The organism is Chryseobacterium sp. C3 (assembly GCF_014218905.1).
Taxonomy (GTDB): Bacteria; Bacteroidota; Bacteroidia; order Flavobacteriales; family Weeksellaceae; genus Chryseobacterium; species Chryseobacterium mucoviscidosis.
The window spans coordinates 433,764-453,837 of sequence record NZ_JACLCU010000004.1 but is presented as its reverse complement, the minus strand read 5'-3'; the positions used below and the strand labels follow the sequence as shown (position 1 = coordinate 453,837).

The following is a 20,074-nucleotide window of genomic DNA, read 5'->3' as shown; positions in this document are numbered from 1 at the left end:
CACAAAGGCTTCCGCAAATGGAAGTCTTTTTTATTTTTTAAGATTTAAAAAAAATATTTGTATTGAATTGTGAAAATATGAGTGTTACTTGTGTTAAAAAATATAACCTTTGAAAAAGTATTAAAATTTAAAAACAAAATCTTTAATTTAGCCTAAAACCATTTCCATGACAATCAAAAGAACAGATTCTTCCAATAAAGATTTTCAAAATTTAGTACAGCTTTTAGATGCGGATTTAGCCATTCGCAATGGGGAAGATCATGCTTTTTACGATCAGTTTAACAAAATTGATGCGATCAAAAACTGTATCGTTATTTATGTGGATGAAATTCCTGCGGCTTGTGGAGCATTTAAAAAATTTGACGAAAAAACAGTTGAAATTAAAAGAATGTACACCAATCCTGATTTCAGAAAGAAGGGTTTAGCAACAACGATCGTTAAAGATCTGGAAATTTGGGCAAAGGAATTGAATTATACAAAAGCGGTGTTGGAAAGCTCATTGGAGCAGAATGAAGCACTTTCTGTTTATGAAAAAAGCGGTTACACAAGAATTCCAAATTACGGACAGTACATCGGAATTGATAAAAGTGTCTGTTATGAAAAAGTTTTATAGCTTAATTTTATAGTATTATTTTAAGCATAATAAATTTTTAAATTCTGTTGTTCGGTAATTCATTGTAAATTAATATCTTGGTTTTACCAATCAAATAGTATTTATATGAGAAAAAATGTTTTTTACCTTTTATTGTTATTCTTTGTTTTCACGTCATGTAACAGAGACGATCTTCAAAACAATGTTGCCAATACAGAAATTACCCGGAAAGATCCTTTAACGGCAAAACAGATCAATGAAAAAATCAACGAAACCATCAAAACGAAAGGCAGATTTTCATGGAATGAATCTTCCGATCATTTTCTGTGGAGCGGGATTTTTCAGGGAAATAAAATTGCTTCCATCGGATTTGGCTCTTCTTTCGACAGAAGTCTGGATGCAGACAACAAAGCCATTGAAAACGAAATTTTAGACCTGATTAAAAAATATGAAGGAAAGACCGACAGAATTTTACTGTCTTCAGACCAATATCTGAATCAGATCGACGTTGCCATCGAAAAGCAGGAAACGGTGATTGCCCTTAGAAAAATGAAAAATATCCGTTATATGGAACCTGCAGATTACCGTTATTTCGAAAACGAAAAACAATTCGGGGCAACTGCAAAATCAAGCAGCAGTTCTTCAGGCTGCGGATTTGAATCTACCGCTTTGAATGCTGCGGATTATACAACCGTTTCTCCTAACGCAAAAGCACCGTGGTCATTTACGAAACACAATATCATTAATGCATGGAGCTACAGCACAGGAGCAGGAGTGACCATCGGAGTGATAGACAGCGGTGTTTCTCCGGAGCAGTCTTTATTAGGAAGCAGCTTTAATAACGGACTTTCTACAGGAAGAACCATCAGCAAAAACGGAGTGTATGTAGATTCAGTCTGGCCGTGGAGTACAGGATACGACGGTTCTGCGGATAAATGTGGTCACGGAACAAGCATGGCTTCTGCTGCCGCCGCTCCGAGAAACAATCAGGGACAGCCGGTTGGTGTGGCTCACAATGCCAATCTGGTAACGTACAGAGCAGCTTCCAATGTAGTTCTGGACGGATATCATGAGCAAAATGGAGTGAAAATTGCCTTTACAGAACTGGGAAATAATAATAGTGTAAAAATTATTTCAATGTCGATGGGACATATCTTTTCTGTCGGAAAAATTGAAGATGGGGTAAAATATGCGTATTCCAAAGGAAAATTAATTTTCTGCGCAGGCGGAACTTCTACGAGTTTTACCAATTTCGTAGGCGTTATTTTTCCGGCTTGGATGCCTGAAACACAAGCGATAACCGGAGTAAAAGAAAATACGTCCAATCAGAAATGTGATGTTTGCCATTCAGGAAGCGAAATCGATTTTACTTATCAGATGGAAAGAGGTTCAGGAAGCAACATTCCGGTCTTAAGTTACTATAACGGACAAACGGATTATGTAGGTGGTTCTTCTGTAGCAACAGCTTCCACAGCAGGAATTGCGGCGTTGGTCTGGGCTAAAAATCCTTCATGGACGAGAGATCAGGTTATTAATAAAATGAGACAGTCTGCAACCTATTATCCGACTCCGAACTCAGATTACGGATATGGAAATATTAATGTTTTACAGGCGGTACAGTAAAGAATTAAATTAAAAATAGAGGTAAGGGAATATTGTTAATTAACGATATTCCCTTTTTATTTCTCCTGAATCATCATATTAAGTATTTCTACTTAGATATAAAAATTAGTAAATCTACGCTAATATATTTATTTTAAGCGTGGTAACTTTGAAATGTAATTACAAACAAAACTTAATAATCATGGAGACCAGAAACCATTCAAACGGGGCGAAATCCGAAAAGCCAGAAGAGTAGGAACACAAAATAAAATTAAAACATGGAAACAAAAGAATTAGTAGGAGGCTGGACAGCGTATCATCCTTTAACACCGGAAGATCAAAAAGTATTCGACGAAGCAATGAATGGATTTGTTGGAGTAAAATATCAACCGCAATCTGTATCTACACAAGTGGTAAACGGAACAAACTACCGTTACCAGTGCCTTGCTTCCATGCCGCCTTCTGAGGTAATCTGGAATGCAGTTGTAGAAATCTATGCTCCGATTGACGGACAACCTCATGTTGTTGGTATCCAAAGAATCTAATGATAGCATTGCCCTTAATAAAAAAGAAACGGAAGAAAATTTCTTCCGTTTTTTTTTATCCTATTCTCACGCTCGTCATACTCAGGGATCCTGCAATTAATTCATCATTAAATAAACTCAGGTGTTCAGATTTCTCTTTCAGCCCTAAAGTATAGAGTAAAGGGAGATAATGATCGGGAGTGGGAACCGCATATTGCAGCGAAGTTCCCTGTTTCTGGTAATCGATGATGTTCTGGAAATTTCCGTCCAAAAGCCAGTTGTTGGTTTTTTCTCTGGCTTCAATCGCCCAGTCCCATCCGGCTCCGACGGTATTGATATTTCTCCAGTCGATCAGTCTCAAATTATGAACAATGTTTCCGCTTCCGATAATTAAAATTCCTTTTTCGCGGAGCTTATTGAGTTTCTTAGCTAAATCAAAATGATATTGCGGAGGTTTTGTATAATCAATACTCATCTGAATAACAGGAATATCTGCATTCGGATACATATGTTTAATCACAGACCATGCTCCGTGATCCAGTCCCCAGTTGTGATCTTCCTCCACGATAACAGGAGCCAGCAATTCTGCCGTCTCTTTTGCCAACTCAGGATTTCCCAGAGCAGGATACTGTACATCAAACAGGGCTTGCGGAAAACCTCCAAAATCATGAATCGTTCTCGGCATATCCATTGCCGTCACTTTCGTTCCCTGCGTAAACCAGTGTGCCGAAATACAGAGAATGGCATTCGGTTTCGGAATTTCAGCCGAAGCTTTTCGGAAACCCTGTACAAACTGGTTTTCTTCAATAGCATTCATTGGCGAACCATGTCCCAAAAAAAGAACAGGCATTTTCTCGGTATTATTAAAATTTTCGCTGATGTTTTGTAAATCGTTGAGGTTCATTTTTTTATTCTCAAAAACAGAAAAGAGCAAAGGTAATGTAACTTTCCTTTGCTCTTTTACCTTGATTTTTATGTTCTTATGCTTGTTTTACAAACTGTAATTCTCCGGCGATTTTTACTTCATCGCTTACCATTACACCTCCTGCTTCAAGCGCAGCATTCCAGTTCAGTCCGAAATCTTTTCTGTTGATTTTCCCTTCGAAAGAGAAACCAGCCTTTGTATTTCCCCAAGGATCAACATTAATTCCGTTGAAATCCACATCAAGTGTTACAGGCTTCGTAATTCCGTTAATCGTTAAATTTCCTGTTACTTCATTGTTCAGTGCGGAAGATTCGAAAGTAATTGTTGGATTGGCTTCAGCGTCAAAGAATTCAGCCGATCTTAAATGGTTATCTCTGTCTGTATTGTGGGTAGAGATGGATGCTGTCTGAATAGTCGCTGTTGTTTTAGCGTTTGCAAAAGTATCGTCTTCCGCATCGATTTCAGCCGTAAAATCTGTAAAGTTTCCTTTAATATTAGAGATCATCATGTGTTTTACTTTAAAAGTAATTTCACTGTGAGCAGGGTCTAGGTTCCATTTTGTTGCCATTGTATTAATATTTTTGTTGTTAATTATACTGCAAATTTAGATCAGAGAAGAGGTACAAATCATTGACGTAGGATAAGAAATGCTTTTCGCTGTATTTTTCACAATCCTTTCATTTCAACGAAACACAATCTTAAAATATTTTTAAGGAAAAAGCAAAACAACTCTATTTCTATTACACTTACACACTTACACACTCAAACCCTCCAACTTTAAAACTCTCCAACTCAATCAGGAGCTTTATCGCGCTTTCCACACTCGCTATTTCTTTAGTTTCGGCGCGGCAAAGCCGCGCCGAAACTAAAGAAATGAGCTCAGACAATTGCTGCAATCGCGGCTAGGACTGAAGCCGGTTATTCATTACCCGTCACTACGAACAGACTGAAGGTCTGCGAACGTAGTTCTGAAGCGGCGAAGCAGTCTCAAAAAATCGTACACAAAAGTCTTTATTGGATTTATTCAAAGTATTTCAAAAGTCTGCAAAGAGAAAAAATCTTTGATTTTTTTTAACTTATGTGCTCTTTTTTCCATTTAAGTATTAAACTTAAACTGCTAAAGTGTTACAATCTTTTGCATCTTTTGTGGTAAAAAAGTTTAGACAAGTTTAGTTTATGCTGAGCTTGTCGAAGTGTCGTTGCGAACGAAATTCGCCTAATCATTTAAAATAATCCCTTTGCGTATTTTGCGTTAAAATTCTAATCCAGTCATTGTGACTTAGAAATCTTAATAAAGCAAAAGTCTCACTTTATCATTTAATAAGATTTGAAATTACTTCAAATAAATTCAAAATAAACAACAGCAAACAGCCATCAACAACCAACAAAAAACCAAATTCCATTTTACTTTAACACTTCTTAACCATTGATATTTATTTCTTATTTTTGAAGGATTCAATTTTATACAATGAAATTATATAAATTATCTTTATGGATGCTGGTTTTGGGAAGCAGCGCATTGGCGCAGACCCAAAAATTTACAATGGCGGAGGCAGTAAACGGGATGAGAACCAACTTAGCCGTTAAAAACATCTCGCAGTTTTCATGGTCTGCAGATGGAAAATCTTATATTCAGGCGGTAAAAGGCGGATATTTAATCACCGATCTGAAAACAAACAAACAGGATACGCTGGTTTCTTTATCTCAGTTGAATAAGAATTTAACAGACAATAAATTCAAAGCAGTTCCACAGATTAAATTCATCAGCAATTCTCAGGGATATTTTAATTCCGGTGGAAAAATGATATGGGTAGAAAAATCCGGCAGCGACTGGAAAACAAAAAATTCCGTTGCTTTGGATAATAACGCTGAAAATATGAAGATTTTTGGGGATAGCCAGACTTTTGCATTTACGGTAAAGAATAATTTATTTGTTAACAAAAACGGAAAAACCATTGCGGTAACCAACGATACCGATGAAAATATCCTGAATGGAGCTTCCAACGTTCACCGAAACGAATTCGGAATTGATACCGGAATTTTCCCGGCTCCAAATTCTGAAAGTGTTGCTTTTTACAGAATGGATCAGACGATGGTTGCTGATTATCCGATTATTGACTGGTCTGTAACTCCTGCCGTAAATCATAACATTAAATATCCGATGGCGGGGAAAACGTCTCATCAGGTAACTCTGGGAGTTTTCAACATTAAAACTCAGAACACAACCTTCTTAAATATCGAAGGCGAAAAAGATCAGTATTTAACGGCTGTTACCTGGAGTCCGGATTCAAAATATGTTTTTGTAGGCGTTCTGAACAGAGGACAGAATTACCTGAAAATGAATCAATATGATGCTTCGACAGGAAATTTAGTTAAAACTTTATTCGAAGAAACCAGCGATAAATATGTGGAACCTCAACATCCTTTAACATTCTTCCCGAATTCCAATACAGATTTCATCTGGCAGAGCCAGAGAACAGGATACAACCATTTATTCCACTACAATCTGGAAAAAGGACTCGTTGCACAGATTACAAAAGGAGATTGGCTGGTAACGGATATTTTAGGTTTCAATGAAAAGAAAAAAGAAATCTATTTTACCTTCACGAAAGAGACTCCGTTGGAAAAGCATTTGTACAGAATCAACTGGACAAATTTTAAGATGCAGAGAATGGATAACGCAGAAGGAGTTCACTCCGGAGTGTTAAGCAGTGACGGGAATTTCCTGTATGATGTCTACAGCAACGCCGATACGCCAAGAGTTGCCAACATCATCAACACAAACACTTTAAAGACAAACAATCTTCTTACTTCTGAAAATACACTGAAAAATTATCAGCGTCCTGAAATTAAAAGTATCAACTTAAAAGCCGACGACGGAACAATTTTGTATGGAAAAATGATTCTTCCGATCAATTTTGATCAGAATAAAAAATATCCGGTGATCGTTTATCTATACAACGGTCCGCATTTGCAGCTTATTACCAATTCTTTCCCCGCATCCGGAAATCTTTGGTACGAATACATGGCGCAAAACGGATACATCATTTTCACGATGGACGGAAGAGGTTCTTCTAACCGTGGGTTAAAATTCGAGCAGGCTGTTTTCAGAAATCTGGGAACTACAGAAATGAACGACCAGATGAAAGGAGTAGAGTATTTAAAATCTCTTCCTTACGTAGATTCCGAAAGAATGGGAATCCACGGATGGAGCTTCGGAGGGTTTATGACGACAAGCTTCATGCTTCGTAAGCCTGATGTTTTCAAAGTGGGCGTTGCAGGAGGACCTGTAATCGACTGGAGTATGTACGAAATTATGTATGGCGAAAGATACATGGATACTCCGCAGGAAAATCCACAAGGTTATGCAACAGCCAATCTTCTTGATAAAGTTCAGAATCTGAAAGGAAAATTACTGATGATTCACGGAGCGCAGGATGATGTTGTGGTTTGGCAGCATTCGGTTAAATTCATCAAATCTGCGGTTGATAATGGTGTTCAGTTGGACTATTTTGTATATCCGGGACATCCGCACAACGTGATCGGAAAAGACAGAGTGCATCTTATGCAGAAAGTAACAGATTATTTTGATCAGAATCTGAAAAAATAATCCTGAAATATTGATAATGAACTTCACCAAAAAAGGCAGAGTACACTTTCATACGTTCGATTCGTTGAGGTTTCTGTCTTTTTTATTGGTTTTTTTACGCCATTCCCCCGTTCCCGAAGATAGTTTTTTATACTATTTTTCCAAAGAAGGGGGTATTGGTGTTTCTTTTTTCTTCGTACTGAGCGGTTTCCTCATTACCTATATTCTTATTCTCGAAAAAATAAACAATAACGGAACAATTCCGCTGAAAAAGTTCTTTGCGAGAAGAATTTTAAGAATATGGCCGCTTTATTATGCCATGGTACTTTTTGCGATATGCACGCCATTTATTCTTGATTTTTTTAATATTTCCTATTCCAACGAAGGATATCAGCCAAATTGGTGGTTTACCCTTACTTTTCTGGAAAATTATATGGCGATGTATACCAATCAGCTTCCCAATGTATCGCCGATTACTGTGATCTGGTCTTTGTGCATCGAGGAGCATTTTTACATTTTCTGGGGACTGGCTTTTTATTTCATTTCTCTTAAAAATATTCCGAAACTTCTTCTGGGAAGTATTGTTTTTTCATTCATCATGCAGATCGTGTATGGAAAATTAAAAATTCCGACTTTAGATCTCTTTACGAATATTCATTATTTTGCTTTCGGAGCCATTCCTGCGTATATTTTTGTCTTTAGAGAAGATCTAATCCAAAAGCTTGAAACGGTTTCTGCTGTTTACAAATACAGTTATGCTTTTTTGGTATTGGCATTTGTTATTTTTATAGGGAATTCAAAAATAATTTCAAATCTCATACTTATTTCATTTCTTCTGAGTGTTTTATTTTCAGGGTTAATTTTATCTACTTTAGGAACAAAAAATGTTTTTAAAATTTCAGATCAAAGTATTTTGGCAAAACTTGGAAAATACACTTATGGACTGTATCTTTTTCACACCATTTTAATCATGTTTTTTATAAAAATAGGAAATAGATTCAATCTCAACTGGATGTTAGTCGTTGCGCTGTCATTTATTGCTTCAGTTGTATGTTCCGTGCTTTCTTACCATCTTTTCGAAAAACAGTTTTTAAAACTTAAAAGCAAAATCAGCACCTAATATCTCATTTCCTTTCTTATCAAACATCAATGCATCTGATTTTCAGTTGCCGTAAATTTGTACTATAAAATCAACAATATGGAATTAGGAATAGGAATGTTTGGCGATCTTGCTTTCGACCAGACAACAGGAAAATATAAAGATGCAGGAGTAAAGATTCGTGAAATTCTGGAGCAGGTAAAATTCATGGATGAGGTGGGAATTGATGTTTTTGCCATGGGAGAACATCATCGTCCCGATTATGCGGTTTCTTCTCCGGAAATCGTTCTGGCTGCAGCGGCAAGTATTACAAAAAATATTAAATTAGCGAGTGGTGTTACGGTTTTAAGTTCATCAGAGCCAGTAAAAGTGTATGAAGATTTCTCCACTCTGGATTTAATTTCCGATGGCCGTGCTGAAATTTTTGTGGGTAGAGGAAGTTTCATCGAATCATTTCCTTTGTATGGGTATTCTTTAAACGATTATGAGGAACTTTTTGATGAAAAATTAGACTTATTGCTTAAAATCAATTCTCAGGAAAATGTAACCTGGAAAGGAAAACTTCGTGCATCGATGCAAAATCAAACCGTTTATCCGAGAGCAAAAAATGACGGAAAACTGCCTATCTGGAGAGCTGTCGGCGGAACTCCGCAGTCGGTTTTAAGTGCCGCAGAATTGGGAATGCCTTTAGTGGTGGCAATTATCGGAGGAATGCCGGTACAATTCAGAAATTTAATTGAATTCTACAAGCAGGAATATAAAAAAGCGGGACACGACGTTTCAAAAATGCAGATTGCCGTTCATTCGCATACTTTTGTAAGTGATGATCCGGAAGTGATTGAAGGATATTTCCACAACTATAAATCACAGATGGATAGAATCGGTTCTTCCAGAGGTTGGGCTCCTTATACCAAAATGCAGTATGACGGCGGAAGAAGCAAAGAAGGAGCGTTGTTCATCGGTAATCCTAAAGAAGTGGCAGATAAAATTGCTTACCTGAAAGAAATTTTCGGCGTCACAAGATTTATCGGACACATGGATGTGGGAGCTCCGGAGCATGATATTATGATGAAATCTATTGAGCTGTTTGGCAAAGAAGTAAAACCACTCATCCAAGATCTTTAAAACAAAACCTCCGCTGAATTTCAGCGGAGGTTTCTCTTTAATAAAAATCATCTGTAAAAATGAAACAACATCCTGTTGTTTAGAAATTAATCAATATAAATTATAAAGCTGTATAAGAAGCTATTGCAACCTGTGGATGAAAGGCAAACATAAACGTTTCAAAAGAGTCTCCCGAAGTATTTTTGCTTAAAAGATACTTATTGTCGATAATATCAATCAGCAACAATTCAGGCGTGTAAAAAGTTAAACCTATTTTATGCTTTGAAGAATCTTCCACATTGGAACTGATGAGATCCAGTTTGAAATTTTCAATCGGGAAAAAAGTATTTCCCAAAACATCAGGAAGGCTTTTAACTTCACCGCTAAGCTGGGCAACATAGTTTACCACCGCTGAACTCAGTAAAAACGGAATTCTTTCTGCATGAGGATTTTTTCTCAGCAATTCCCAGTAATTCTTTACCGGATTTTCTTTATCATCGAAAACCTGATGCTGAATTTTATACTCGAAAAAAGTATCTTCAAAGATATATTTATCCCAGATAATTTCAGAATTCTGATCAATTACAATCCTGAATGCAAGTTTTATTTTAGCCTTCATCATTTTAAATTTTAATAAAACAGGGCAGTTCTTTTATGATTTCTGCCCTGATCCTAAACAAAATTGATATGAAAAATATCTAATACTCAAGAAGCTTAGTTTACAAGAACTTTAAGATTCTCTGTAAACGTTCCTTTCGTATTATCAATAGTAATTTTTGCGACATACATTCCGGATTTTAATTGGTTTTTCGTCATTTTGATCTGCTGATTTCCGGATGCAAGTTTTTGTTTGTCGATCACACTGAAAAGTTTTTTTCCGCTTACATCAAACAGTTCAATACTCACTGTTGATCTTTCGTTGAGAGTAATCGGGAAAATAGTCTCTTCTCTGAAAGGATTTGGATAATTCTGTCCCACATTAAAATTTTTGGTGTTTGCTGCTTCCTGAGTTCCTAAAACGGCTCCTGCTACATAAATGGTATGAGTTAAAATATATCCGGCAGATAAAGATCCTGTTACAGTGCTCATCTCGTTGCTGGTTCCGTCTGAAAATACATTGTCACTGGCATTATAGGTGTATCCCGTCATACCTTTTGTATAGCCGTATGAAGTTCCGTTTACATTCACATTATAAACAGCACTGCCTGTTCCCTCCGGAAATGCAATCTGCGTTACCAGAAGAGAAGTTCCGTCTGCTTTGTAAATATGAACATGAATGTGGGTGGCTCTGCTCTGATACCATCCCGGAAATATGCTCGTGAAACTTACAAGTCCGTTTGCATCCGTGGTCTGTCTTCCGCGAAGAAAATGATTGTTGGTGTAATTTGCAGTCTGCATTGCCGTACCTCCGTATTCGGAATAATTTCCGTCTTTATCACAATGCCAAACGTCTACCAGAACTCCTTGATAGGCAGCACAGTTTCCGTTGGTATTCTTGATGTAAATATTCATCGTAAAGGCAACGCCGGTTCTGTCTCCCACAATATTGGTTTGTACAAGGCTAGAAGGAGTATGCGTAGGAAAAGGACCCGCTGTTTCCGAATTGGTTACACTGCACGTTAAAACATTTTGAGAAGATTTTTCGGGCAGCATTTCCTCATGAAAAATTTCCGATCGGAGAAGAACAGGCGCAGCAACAGCTATTCCTGCTAATCCGAATGAGTTTTTTAAAAATTTTTTTCTGTCCATGTATTTAGTTTTTATTTTAAATTAAACTTCAAGGAAAATTAAAAGGGCGTTTTCGCTTAATGCTTCAAATTCAAGGGTCTCAATTTCAGAAATGATGATCGCGTCTCTGGTTTCTAAAAGTCTGTTCTGAAATTCAAAAGCGCCGTTTATTACCATTCCGAAAATTGATTTTCCTTTCTGATGTAAAGAATATTCTTCTTCTTTCCTTCCTTCGTACAGACCTATGAAATTAGGATATTCCAGTTTCTCGGAAATCTGTATCAAATGATTTCTACGGTCTATATTCAGATTTTCAATGCTGAAGAAATTATCTTTTTTAATACTCTTTAGTTCAAAAATCAGAATGTCGGCTTTCTCATCCGGTGTATTGTTTCTGATGTTCAGTGTATTGCCTTCTTCAGACTTTAAAGTAAAGATGTGCTCCGGAGAAACAGGTTTCTCAAAATCGTTAATGAAAATTTCGCCGAACAGAACAATGATGAGAACGGTAGAACTTTTTTGATAATTAAAATCAAATATCCCGTTTTCCTCGAAAACAACTTCTGTTATTTTGTGCAATCCTGACTGTTCATCGGGAATCATCTCGTTCAGAACACATGAGTTTTCTTTCCTCCAGACGGAAAGATCAGATTTAAAAATTCTGGATGGACTTTGAACTAACATTTGATTGGATTTTTTTGAGGAATTCCACACCGCACAGATAAACACATCTAATCACTTCACACCCGCGTAAATCTGTGCTTTAGTGGAAAACTAATAAACTAATAGTAAACAACCTCTGTTTTATTTTTAAGCCGAAACTTTTATTGTATGGGTAAGAGCATAACCAGCACTTACACTTCCTGTAATCGTAGACATTTCATTAGATGTTCCGTCGCTGAATACATTATCACTTGCATTATAAGTATATCCGCTCATTCCTTTATATCCTGTACTTGAAGCTACCTGAACCACTGCGCTGTCACTGCCTTCAGGAAATGCAATCTGTGTTACGAGAAGAGACTGCCCTGCAGAATTATAAATGTGAACATGGATGTGGGTGGCTCTGCTCTGATACCATCCCGGAAATATACTTGTAAAAGAAACTTTTCCGTTAGCATCGGTTGTCTGTCTTCCTCTCAGGAAATGGTAAGACGTATAATCGGCAGTCTGCATCGTCGTTCCGCCGTATTCAGAATAGTTTCCGTCTTTGTCGCAATGCCAGATATCTACAATAGCTCCCTGAAGATTGGCACAGCTTGCATTGGTATTCTGAACGGTAATTGTAATTGTGAGCGGAACACCTGTTCTGTCTCCTACGATATTAGTCTGTACAAGTGTAGAAGGTGATTTTGTAGGAAAAGGACCTTCAGTCTCCGAGTTGGTAACAGAACATGCCGATGAAGTTGATCCGGAAGAAGATCCTGAACCTGAAGATGAACCTGTTGTAGTATCTGTGATATCGTCATCACTTCCGCAACGTATCAAAATAGGAGCTGCTACTGCAGTAACACCTGCCAAACCAAGAGTTTTTAAAAAACCTTTTCTGTCTATTGTTTTCATAATATGTTTTTTTAAGGTTACTATTTGAATGATTTTAATTTCATTCTTTCAATTTCCTGTAACAAATGTATTTTGAAAAAAACAGCTTATGAAATTTATGAGGTAAACAGTAAAAATGTGTCGGTAAATGGATTTTTTTTAAGAAATATTAAGAATAATATGATAGAAATAGCAGAAAATTACCGAATAGAAATTCAGGGTGGCAAAAATTCGAAGAATTTTTGACGCGGTGGTTTTAGAGATGAATTAAAATTATTTATTCACAATTTCCATTACCACACCTTTGAATGTTTCCCCAATCGGAATGATAAATTCCCCAATGTGAATATTGCGGTTTACAATTGTTTTAATAAGGTTTACGGGAACAATATAAGAACGGTGTACTCTTACAAAATCTTTTTCTGAAAGTTTTTCCAGAATATTTTTCATGGAGGAACGCGCGGTAATCTTGGAATGATCTGCAAGATGAATCTGAATGTAATCGTCTAAACCTTCGATCAAAATAATATCATCAAAATTAATTTTATGAAGTTTATAATCTGCTCGGATGGAAAGATATTTTACATCAGCAGATTCACTACTCACTTTTACTTTATCCACAGCGGCTTTAAATCGTTCAAACGAAAAAGGTTTTAATAAATAGTCTACCGCATTGATACTAAAAGCTTCTACGGCATATTCAGAATATGCTGTGGTAAAAATAACTTTTGTATTCTGAGAAATACTTTTATAGAAATCCATTCCGTTTTTGGAAGGCATTTCAATATCCAGAAAAATCAGATCAACAGGATATTTATTGAGGTGTTTCTGTGCATCGCTTTGTATATTGAAGGTCTTTTCCAGAGAAAGATTCTCAATTTTTCCGGCATAATTTTCAATAATTTTAAGAGCCAGAATCTCATCATCCAGTGCAATGGCTTTTATCATCACGTATCAGATTAAATTAATTTTTAGATCTATATCATAGGTCTCTCCGTCATCTTTTATGATAAGAGTCTGTTTTTCTCCATAAATCTGCTGCAAATGTTCAGTCGTATTTTTCAGTCCTACTTTCAGGCTGCTTTCATCCGTTATATTTTCGTTCACAATATTATTAAAAACATTAAAACTAAGAGTACCTTCCTGAATGACGACTTTCACAGAAATTTTAGAGTTTTTTTCCGCATTGAAGCCATACTTAAATGCATTTTCTACAAAATTAACCAAAATGAACGGTGCAATTCTCAGTCCCTGCGTTTCCCCGATCTCGGTATAAGAAAAATCAAGACTATTGTCTGTTCTTATCAGTTGAAGCGAAATATAATCTTTTATATAGTCTATCTCCCTGTTCAGTTCCACAAAATCTTTACTGCTTTCCTGTACCACATACCGCATCACATTAGAAAGCTTTAAAATTCCTTCAGGCGTATCGTCAGATTTTAACAAAGCCAGAGAATAGATAGAATTCAAAATATTAAACAGAAAATGTGGCTGCAACTGATACTTTAAATTTAATAGCTCTGCTTTTGCCTTTAATTTTTCCAATTCCTTTTTTTCATTACTTCTATAAATAAAGAATGAGGATAAAAACGAAAAAAGAAACGGCAACAGAGAAGAAAATATCATCTGATGATAAGTGCCGTCATTTCTTTTAGGAGCAAAATTGCGAAATGGAGCCTCTCCATTCATTGGAGGTTTGGGGAAATTTCCATTTGGATCAGACATTTCAGGAGGACTCATCTGTATTTTCGGATATACTTCCGGAAACATATTTTCCGGAGAAAGATAAGTAGGCAGAAATGCCATACATCCAAAACAGATAATTACAAAAAGTGAGAAAAGGAAATATTTTTTTCTTCGGTAATATTCTGGAAGAAAGATTTTAAGGTTTAAATAAAAGAAAATAATAACCAGTACAAAGCGGATAAACTCTCTTTGAAATGGAGGAACCCTGAAAACCGAAAGCGTTCCGTCGAAATCCGGAGAAGAGACAATCGGGATTGTAAGAAGCAGCGGAATAAGAATAATATGGGGTAAAAGCTTTTTCATTGAACGAAATTATTAATTTGAATTTATAATTTGTGAAAAATTATTTAAAATCATTACTTTTTTTAGTTTTCTTAAAATTATTTTATTTGCCATGAAATACAAATTCTCTACTTTTACGGCATGGAACAACAATCTAAAGATCCTCTGCACGGAAAAAGACTAGATGCCATTCTTGAAGAGCTGGTAGAATATTACAATGGTTTTGAAAAACTTGGCGAAAAGATCAATATCCGATGTTTTACAGACAATCCGAGCATTAACTCTTCTCTGAAATTTTTAAGAAAAACCGACTGGGCAAGAGCGAAAGTGGAAAGTTTATACCTTTTTGTACAGAGAGAAAAAAAGCGTAACGAAAGAAAAAAAGACAGATAAATATTTCTTCGGCCAATGATTTCAAAAACAGTATCTTTGTGCCGTTAATCGTGAAAGCAATCACGAAAAAAGAATAAAATATGACAATCGAAAACAATCACGTTGTAGCTGTAAAGTATATCCTACATACTATTGAGCCGGATGGAAGTAAAATTCTTGTAGAAGAAACAACAGCAGAAAACCCACTTACATTTTTGTATGGAGTAGGAATGATGATTCCAAAATTTGAACAGAATATCCACGGCTTACAAGCTGGTGATAAAGCTGATTTTACTATTCAGCCTGAAGAAGCTTACGGCGAAAGACAGCCTGATGCAATTGCTCAGTTGCCGATCGATATGTTTCAGGAGGCTGGAATTCCGCCTGTAGGAGCAATTTTACCATTATCAGACAATCAGGGAAATAACTTTCAGGCAATTGTGGTTGAGGTAACTCCGGAAGCTGTTGTGGCAGATCTTAATCACCCAATGGCTGGGAAAACGTTAGATTTCCAGGTTGAAATCTTAAACACACGTCCTGCAACAGAAGAAGAATTGTCTCACGGTCACGCTCACGGAGTAGACGGAAACGAAGCTCACTAAGAGTTTTCTCAATAAAATATGAATGTCCGGCAGAAATGCTGGACATTTTTTTGTTTAAATAAAATTTCACACAATCAATTTTATCGAAGATAAAATCCTTGCGCCTTAAAGCATAATGATTATAATAAAACCTTGCACCTTTGCGATTACCAACAAAAAATTATTCTAAAAATTCACCATTAACATAAAACCAACGGTTCTGGATCATTTTAAAAGTAGATAATTCGTGATGAATATGGTTTTCGCCGTTTTCATCGGTGTAAAAAGCTTTGAATTCCACTTTATTAATAGAAGGCTTATTTACAATTTCAAGTTTTGTCCACTCATTAATTTCTCCCCATTCCTGTAAATCTTTCGTATTGTGAAACTGCCTTTTACTCGGCGAAGTGGTCTCCATTAAATATTTACCATTCGGAATCGCAAATGCAGAAAACCTTGAGCGCATCAATGCTTCCGCAGTAGGTGCAAATTTTTCTTTTGTATGATAAGGTTTACAGCATTCTTCGTAGTTCTTTCCGGAACAACAGGGACAGTTCATTGTTTTAAATTTTAGATTGCAAAAGTCTTAAATTCTTTTTTAACTAAGCAATTTATTTTTTTGATCTGTGAACTCTTCATCGGTAAGTACACCTTTGTCGTGAAGTTCTTTTAGCTTAGCCAATTGATCAATGTTAGAATTGTAATTATGCGGATTATTGGAATTGACAATTATTTGTTGATTATTTGATCTGTTTGACAAAGCCCATATTAATGCTCCTACCCAGCCTATTAATGCCCAGCCTAAGAAAAAATTCAATGCAAATATAGCACCTGCGTTGGAATGTTTTCTACTATAAGCAATAAATGTAGGTATAAAATAAATAGGAGTGATGATTAGTAAAATAATTAATATGTGCTGCCACGAAAGGCTTAAAAGAGTTAGAAATTTCATAGAAAAATTAAAGTTTTCATTGGTTAAATAATAGTATCAAATATATTTATTTTTGCTTTTATTGAAGCAAATGTATATGAATATTTTCACTCACCCTAGAAAGTTGGGATCAATAGGAGCGGACTTTAGCACTCTTGAAAAAATAAATTGCTGCCCAAGGCTTTAGCCAGATTCATTTATATTTCCCACAAGTCATCCGGATTTTCACAGATTTTTTACAAGAAAAGATTTGTGTTATTAGTGAAAAATATTTGCGTCATTCGTGTTTAAATAAAAAGAAAAAAAGCATCCAAAAAATTGAATGCTTTAAAAAAATTATTTAATAAAACCTCTGTTTCTCAATAAGGGCTTAATATCCGGATCATGTCCTGTAAAATCTCTGAATGCCTGATTGAGATCAACAGAATTTCCTACAGACAGAATGTATTTTCTGAAGCGGTCTCCGTTTTCTCTTGTCAGTCCTCCATTTTTAGAAATCCATTCCCAGGCATCATTATCCAGAGTTTCAGACCATAAATAAGCATAATATCCTGCAGAATAACCACCGCCCCAAATGTGTGCAAAATAAGGCGTGTGATATCTTGGAGGAACCGTTGCCAAAGTAAATCCGTGTTTTGCTAAAGATTCTTTTTCAAAATCTAAAACCGGAATTAACTGATTTTCATTCGTCACCGTATGCCAATCCATATCAAGCTCTGCCGCAGAAACCAGTTCCGTGGTCATGTAACCCTGATTGAAAGTTGCCGCTTTTTTAATTTTATCAACCAAAGTTTGCGGAATGGGCTGTTTTGTTTCGTAATGTAAAGCGTAGTTCTTTAAAACAACAGGATCTAAAGCCCAGTGTTCGTTGATCTGTGAAGGGAATTCCACGAAATCTCTCGGTACATTGGTTCCGGAAAGGGAAGGATATTTCTGGCTGGCAAACATCCCGTGAATAGAGTGTCCGAATTCATGGAAAATAGTGGAAACATCATCATAACTGATTAAAGAAGGTTTTCCCGGAGCCGGTTTCTGATAATTGTAGCAGTTTACAATTACAGGTTTTGTTCCCAATAAATAAGACTGTTCTACGAAATTGCTCATCCACGCTCCTCCGTTTTTAGAATCCCTCGTGTAGAAATCCAGATAATAAATGGCAATGGATTTTCCGTCATGATCGAAAACTTCATACGTTACGACATCAGGATGATAAACCGGAAGATCCGTTCTCTTTTTGAAAGTTAATCCGTAGAATTTTTCCGCAGCGAAGAACACTCCCTTTTCCAAAACGGTTGTAATTTCAAAATAAGGCTTTATTTCACTTTCATCAAGATCAAATTTTGCCTTTCTTACCTGTTCAGCATAAAAATTCCAGTCCCATGGTTCAACCTTGAAACCTCCTTTCTGCTGATCGATCAGATCCTGAATGTCTTTTGCCTCACGTCTTGCCGTTTCTACCGCGGGAGTCGCAATCTGGTTCATTAATTTCGTTGCGGCTTCCGGCGTTTTTGCCATCTGATCCTGCAATTTCCATTCTGCGAAGCTTTTTTTACCTAAAACCTGAGCTTTTTTCAGTCTTAATTTCGCTAATTTTTCAATGGTTTCCCTTGTATCGTTTCCATCCCCTTTTTCAGCTCTTGTCCATGATGCTTTGAAGAGTTTTTCTCTCGTTGCTCTGTTTTTAAGATTCTGTAAAAGAGGTTGTTGTGTTGTATTTTGTAATGCTAAAAGATACTGTCCCGGTTTTCCTGCATTTTTAGCATCAGAAGCTGCCGCAGCAATTTCATCGGCGGAAAGTCCTTCAAGTTCTTTTGCATCGGTAAAGAAAACACCTCCCTGCTTTCTCGCTTCAAGCAATTTGTTGGAATATTGCGTAGACAATGACGCCAGTTCCTGATTGATCTGCTTCAGCTTCTCTTTATCCGCAGAAGAAAGATTGGCTCCTGCAATTTCGAAATTCTGCTTGTAATATTGTAATAATCTTTTGCTTTCAGCGTCTAAACCATTCTCAGAAATCGCTTTTATTCTTTTATAGAGATTTTCATTCAGATACATTTTATCAGAATGGGCTGCAAAGATGGGAGCATATTCTTCATCAAGAGCCTGTAAAGTCGGGTTTGTATTGGCGCTGGTAAGATTAGAGAATACAATGGTTGCTCTTTTCAGAACTTCACCGCTTTTTTCCAGAGCTACGATGGTGTTTTCAAACGTTGGTGCTTCAGAATTGTTGGCAATTTTTAAAATTTCAGCGTCGTGCTGTTTCAAGCCAAAATCAAAAGCGGGTTTAAAATGTTCATTTTTAATTTTGTCAAATTCAGGAGCTTCATACTGAAGTTTGCTTTTTTTCATGAAAGGATTCGATGAAAGCGATGCGTCCGGAGCTGGAACTTCCTGTTGGCTATCGTTGTTTTTCATTGTTGTACATGATTGGTTGAATGCTAATGCAGAAATTAATAATACCGATGTAATATTTTTCATAAATTAGTTGTTAATAAGGTATAAAGATACTTAAAACTTAATTCATAAAATAATAAACATGAAATCACAGACTATTTTTCTTTTTTCAGTTGTTGCACTTCTGGCTTCTTGCGATAAAAATGACAGACATCATAACGGGAACGATCAGAAAAACTGGGTGGAAAAGGTGACCACGAAAGACAACGGACCGATGAGTCATAAAGAAGTGACGGGCGATTTCGATGAAATTGAAGTTTCACAGGCAATCGAAGCTGAAATTATAAAAGCTGATTTTGAAAAGGTCGTAATTTCTGCTCCCAAAAATATTATCGACGAGGTTTTGGTGGATAACAACGGAGGAGAGCTTCATATCCATTACAAACCGGGAATCCGTGTGATGAATACGCACAATGTTTCTGCGAGAATTTATACGAAAGATTTTTCAAAATTAAATGCCAATTCTGCAGCCAGCGTTAAAGTGAAGGATAAATTTGTGCAGGATAAAATGGAACTTGAAGTTTCGAGTTCTGCAGCGGTTTCCGGAGATCTTGAAGCAAATACATTTAATATTTCCATAGACAGCAGCGGAAGTTTCGACGGAAAAATCTGGGCGGTAGATCTTGATGTGGATGCTTCATCCGCTGCAAGTCTGGATCTTTCCGGTAAAGCTAAAAATGCGGAGATCAGTGCTTCATCGGGAAGCAGTGTTTCTGCCAAAGATGTTATAGTTCAGAATCTGAAAACAGATTCATCCAGCGGAGCGAGCGTAGACATCAGTGCTTCTTCTTCCATTAATGCTGAAGCATCTTCCGGCGGAAGCGTGAATGTGTATAAAAAAGGAAACGTTACCAATATTACCAAAAACGAAAGCAGTGGCGGAAGCGTGACTATTCAGTAATGCTTTGCTGAATGAAATGCCATTGCGAACGGAAAATTAAATGTTTGAGATAAAAATCTTTTCGGTATAGCGTTAAAATGATAACTGATTAGTTTATTTAAA

General features: G+C 36.5%; 20 protein-coding genes. 9 read left to right on the top strand and 11 right to left on the bottom strand.

What is annotated here, in order from left to right:
• Positions 1 to 166 precede the first annotated feature (166 nt).
• The 3 genes from H6W53_RS11835 (at position 167) to H6W53_RS11825 (ending at position 2,739) form a co-directional block, all read left to right on the top strand.
• Positions 167 to 613 (top strand): GNAT family N-acetyltransferase, encoded by a 447-nt coding sequence (locus tag H6W53_RS11835; RefSeq protein ID WP_185207033.1) that lies wholly within the window; start codon positions 167 to 169, stop codon positions 611 to 613.
• A gap of 105 nt (positions 614 to 718) precedes the next feature.
• Positions 719 to 2,215, top strand: coding sequence for a S8 family peptidase (locus H6W53_RS11830; RefSeq protein WP_185207032.1), 1,497 nt, complete (start codon positions 719 to 721; stop codon positions 2,213 to 2,215).
• Positions 2,216 to 2,472: 257 nt separating this feature from the next.
• Positions 2,473 to 2,739 (top strand): hypothetical protein, encoded by a 267-nt coding sequence (locus H6W53_RS11825; protein ID WP_108410020.1) that lies wholly within the window; start codon positions 2,473 to 2,475, stop codon positions 2,737 to 2,739.
• Between the two features lie 55 nt (positions 2,740 to 2,794).
• Here the strand turns inward: H6W53_RS11825 and ygiD are convergent, their stop codons facing one another.
• Positions 2,795 to 3,622: a 4,5-DOPA dioxygenase extradiol gene (ygiD, locus tag H6W53_RS11820; RefSeq protein ID WP_185207031.1), complete on the bottom strand. Its 828-nt coding sequence runs from the start codon at positions 3,620 to 3,622 to the stop codon at positions 2,795 to 2,797.
• A 76-nt stretch (positions 3,623 to 3,698) separates the two neighbouring features.
• Entirely contained in the window at positions 3,699 to 4,211 is a 513-nt protein-coding gene (locus H6W53_RS11815; RefSeq protein WP_185207030.1) for a YceI family protein, read from the bottom strand.
• Positions 4,212 to 5,111: 900 nt separating this feature from the next.
• Between H6W53_RS11815 and H6W53_RS11810 the strand changes: the two genes are divergently transcribed.
• The 3 genes from H6W53_RS11810 to H6W53_RS11800 all read left to right on the top strand — a co-directional run bounded on the left by H6W53_RS11810 (position 5,112) and on the right by H6W53_RS11800 (position 9,456).
• Entirely contained in the window at positions 5,112 to 7,253 is a 2,142-nt protein-coding gene (locus H6W53_RS11810; RefSeq protein ID WP_185207029.1) for a S9 family peptidase, read from the top strand.
• A 16-nt stretch (positions 7,254 to 7,269) separates the two neighbouring features.
• Positions 7,270 to 8,352 carry an acyltransferase family protein gene (locus tag H6W53_RS11805; protein ID WP_185207028.1) on the top strand — a complete coding sequence of 361 codons (1,083 nt, stop codon included), beginning with the start codon at positions 7,270 to 7,272 and terminating at the stop codon, positions 8,350 to 8,352.
• Positions 8,353 to 8,430: 78 nt separating this feature from the next.
• Positions 8,431 to 9,456, top strand: coding sequence for an LLM class flavin-dependent oxidoreductase (locus H6W53_RS11800; RefSeq protein ID WP_185207027.1), 1,026 nt, complete (start codon positions 8,431 to 8,433; stop codon positions 9,454 to 9,456).
• A 100-nt stretch (positions 9,457 to 9,556) separates the two neighbouring features.
• On the opposite strand, the gene H6W53_RS11795 is transcribed toward H6W53_RS11800, so the two are convergent.
• The 6 genes from H6W53_RS11795 to H6W53_RS11770 all read right to left on the bottom strand — a co-directional run bounded on the left by H6W53_RS11795 (position 9,557) and on the right by H6W53_RS11770 (position 14,754).
• Entirely contained in the window at positions 9,557 to 10,054 is a 498-nt protein-coding gene (locus H6W53_RS11795) for a hypothetical protein (protein ID WP_185207024.1), read from the bottom strand.
• Positions 10,055 to 10,149: 95 nt separating this feature from the next.
• Positions 10,150 to 11,184: a T9SS type A sorting domain-containing protein gene (locus H6W53_RS11790; RefSeq protein WP_185207022.1), complete on the bottom strand. Its 1,035-nt coding sequence runs from the start codon at positions 11,182 to 11,184 to the stop codon at positions 10,150 to 10,152.
• A gap of 21 nt (positions 11,185 to 11,205) precedes the next feature.
• A complete protein-coding gene (locus H6W53_RS11785) occupies positions 11,206 to 11,847 on the bottom strand; it encodes a hypothetical protein (protein WP_185207020.1) in 642 nt (213 codons plus the stop codon).
• Between the two features lie 126 nt (positions 11,848 to 11,973).
• On the bottom strand, positions 11,974 to 12,726 hold the full coding sequence (locus H6W53_RS11780) for an intradiol ring-cleavage dioxygenase (protein WP_194304465.1): 753 nt from the start codon (positions 12,724 to 12,726) through the stop codon (positions 11,974 to 11,976).
• A 252-nt stretch (positions 12,727 to 12,978) separates the two neighbouring features.
• Positions 12,979 to 13,653 carry a LytR/AlgR family response regulator transcription factor gene (locus H6W53_RS11775; protein WP_087711627.1) on the bottom strand — a complete coding sequence of 225 codons (675 nt, stop codon included), beginning with the start codon at positions 13,651 to 13,653 and terminating at the stop codon, positions 12,979 to 12,981.
• 6 nt (positions 13,654 to 13,659) lie between these two features.
• The gene (locus H6W53_RS11770) at positions 13,660 to 14,754 is read right to left on the bottom strand and encodes a sensor histidine kinase (RefSeq protein WP_185207018.1); all 1,095 of its coding nucleotides are present in this window, start codon (positions 14,752 to 14,754) and stop codon (positions 13,660 to 13,662) included.
• A gap of 120 nt (positions 14,755 to 14,874) precedes the next feature.
• Between H6W53_RS11770 and H6W53_RS11765 the strand changes: the two genes are divergently transcribed.
• Positions 14,875 to 15,126 (top strand): VF530 family DNA-binding protein, encoded by a 252-nt coding sequence (locus tag H6W53_RS11765; RefSeq protein ID WP_076396707.1) that lies wholly within the window; start codon positions 14,875 to 14,877, stop codon positions 15,124 to 15,126.
• Positions 15,127 to 15,206: 80 nt separating this feature from the next.
• On the top strand, positions 15,207 to 15,707 hold the full coding sequence (locus tag H6W53_RS11760; RefSeq protein WP_076396709.1) for a peptidylprolyl isomerase: 501 nt from the start codon (positions 15,207 to 15,209) through the stop codon (positions 15,705 to 15,707).
• A gap of 160 nt (positions 15,708 to 15,867) precedes the next feature.
• Here H6W53_RS11760 and H6W53_RS11755 read toward each other — a convergent pair whose 3' ends face one another.
• From H6W53_RS11755 to H6W53_RS11745, 3 genes are all read right to left on the bottom strand, one after another.
• Complete coding sequence (locus tag H6W53_RS11755) at positions 15,868 to 16,245, bottom strand: YchJ family protein (RefSeq protein WP_185207015.1); 378 nt, start codon at positions 16,243 to 16,245, stop codon at positions 15,868 to 15,870.
• A gap of 39 nt (positions 16,246 to 16,284) precedes the next feature.
• Positions 16,285 to 16,638 carry a superinfection immunity protein gene (locus H6W53_RS11750; protein ID WP_185207013.1) on the bottom strand — a complete coding sequence of 118 codons (354 nt, stop codon included), beginning with the start codon at positions 16,636 to 16,638 and terminating at the stop codon, positions 16,285 to 16,287.
• A 315-nt stretch (positions 16,639 to 16,953) separates the two neighbouring features.
• Positions 16,954 to 19,095, bottom strand: coding sequence for a M3 family metallopeptidase (locus H6W53_RS11745; protein ID WP_185207011.1), 2,142 nt, complete (start codon positions 19,093 to 19,095; stop codon positions 16,954 to 16,956).
• Positions 19,096 to 19,153: 58 nt separating this feature from the next.
• On the opposite strand from H6W53_RS11745, the gene H6W53_RS11740 reads away from it, so the two are divergent.
• Positions 19,154 to 19,972 (top strand): head GIN domain-containing protein, encoded by an 819-nt coding sequence (locus H6W53_RS11740; RefSeq protein ID WP_185207009.1) that lies wholly within the window; start codon positions 19,154 to 19,156, stop codon positions 19,970 to 19,972.
• Positions 19,973 to 20,074: the final 102 nt, after the last annotated feature.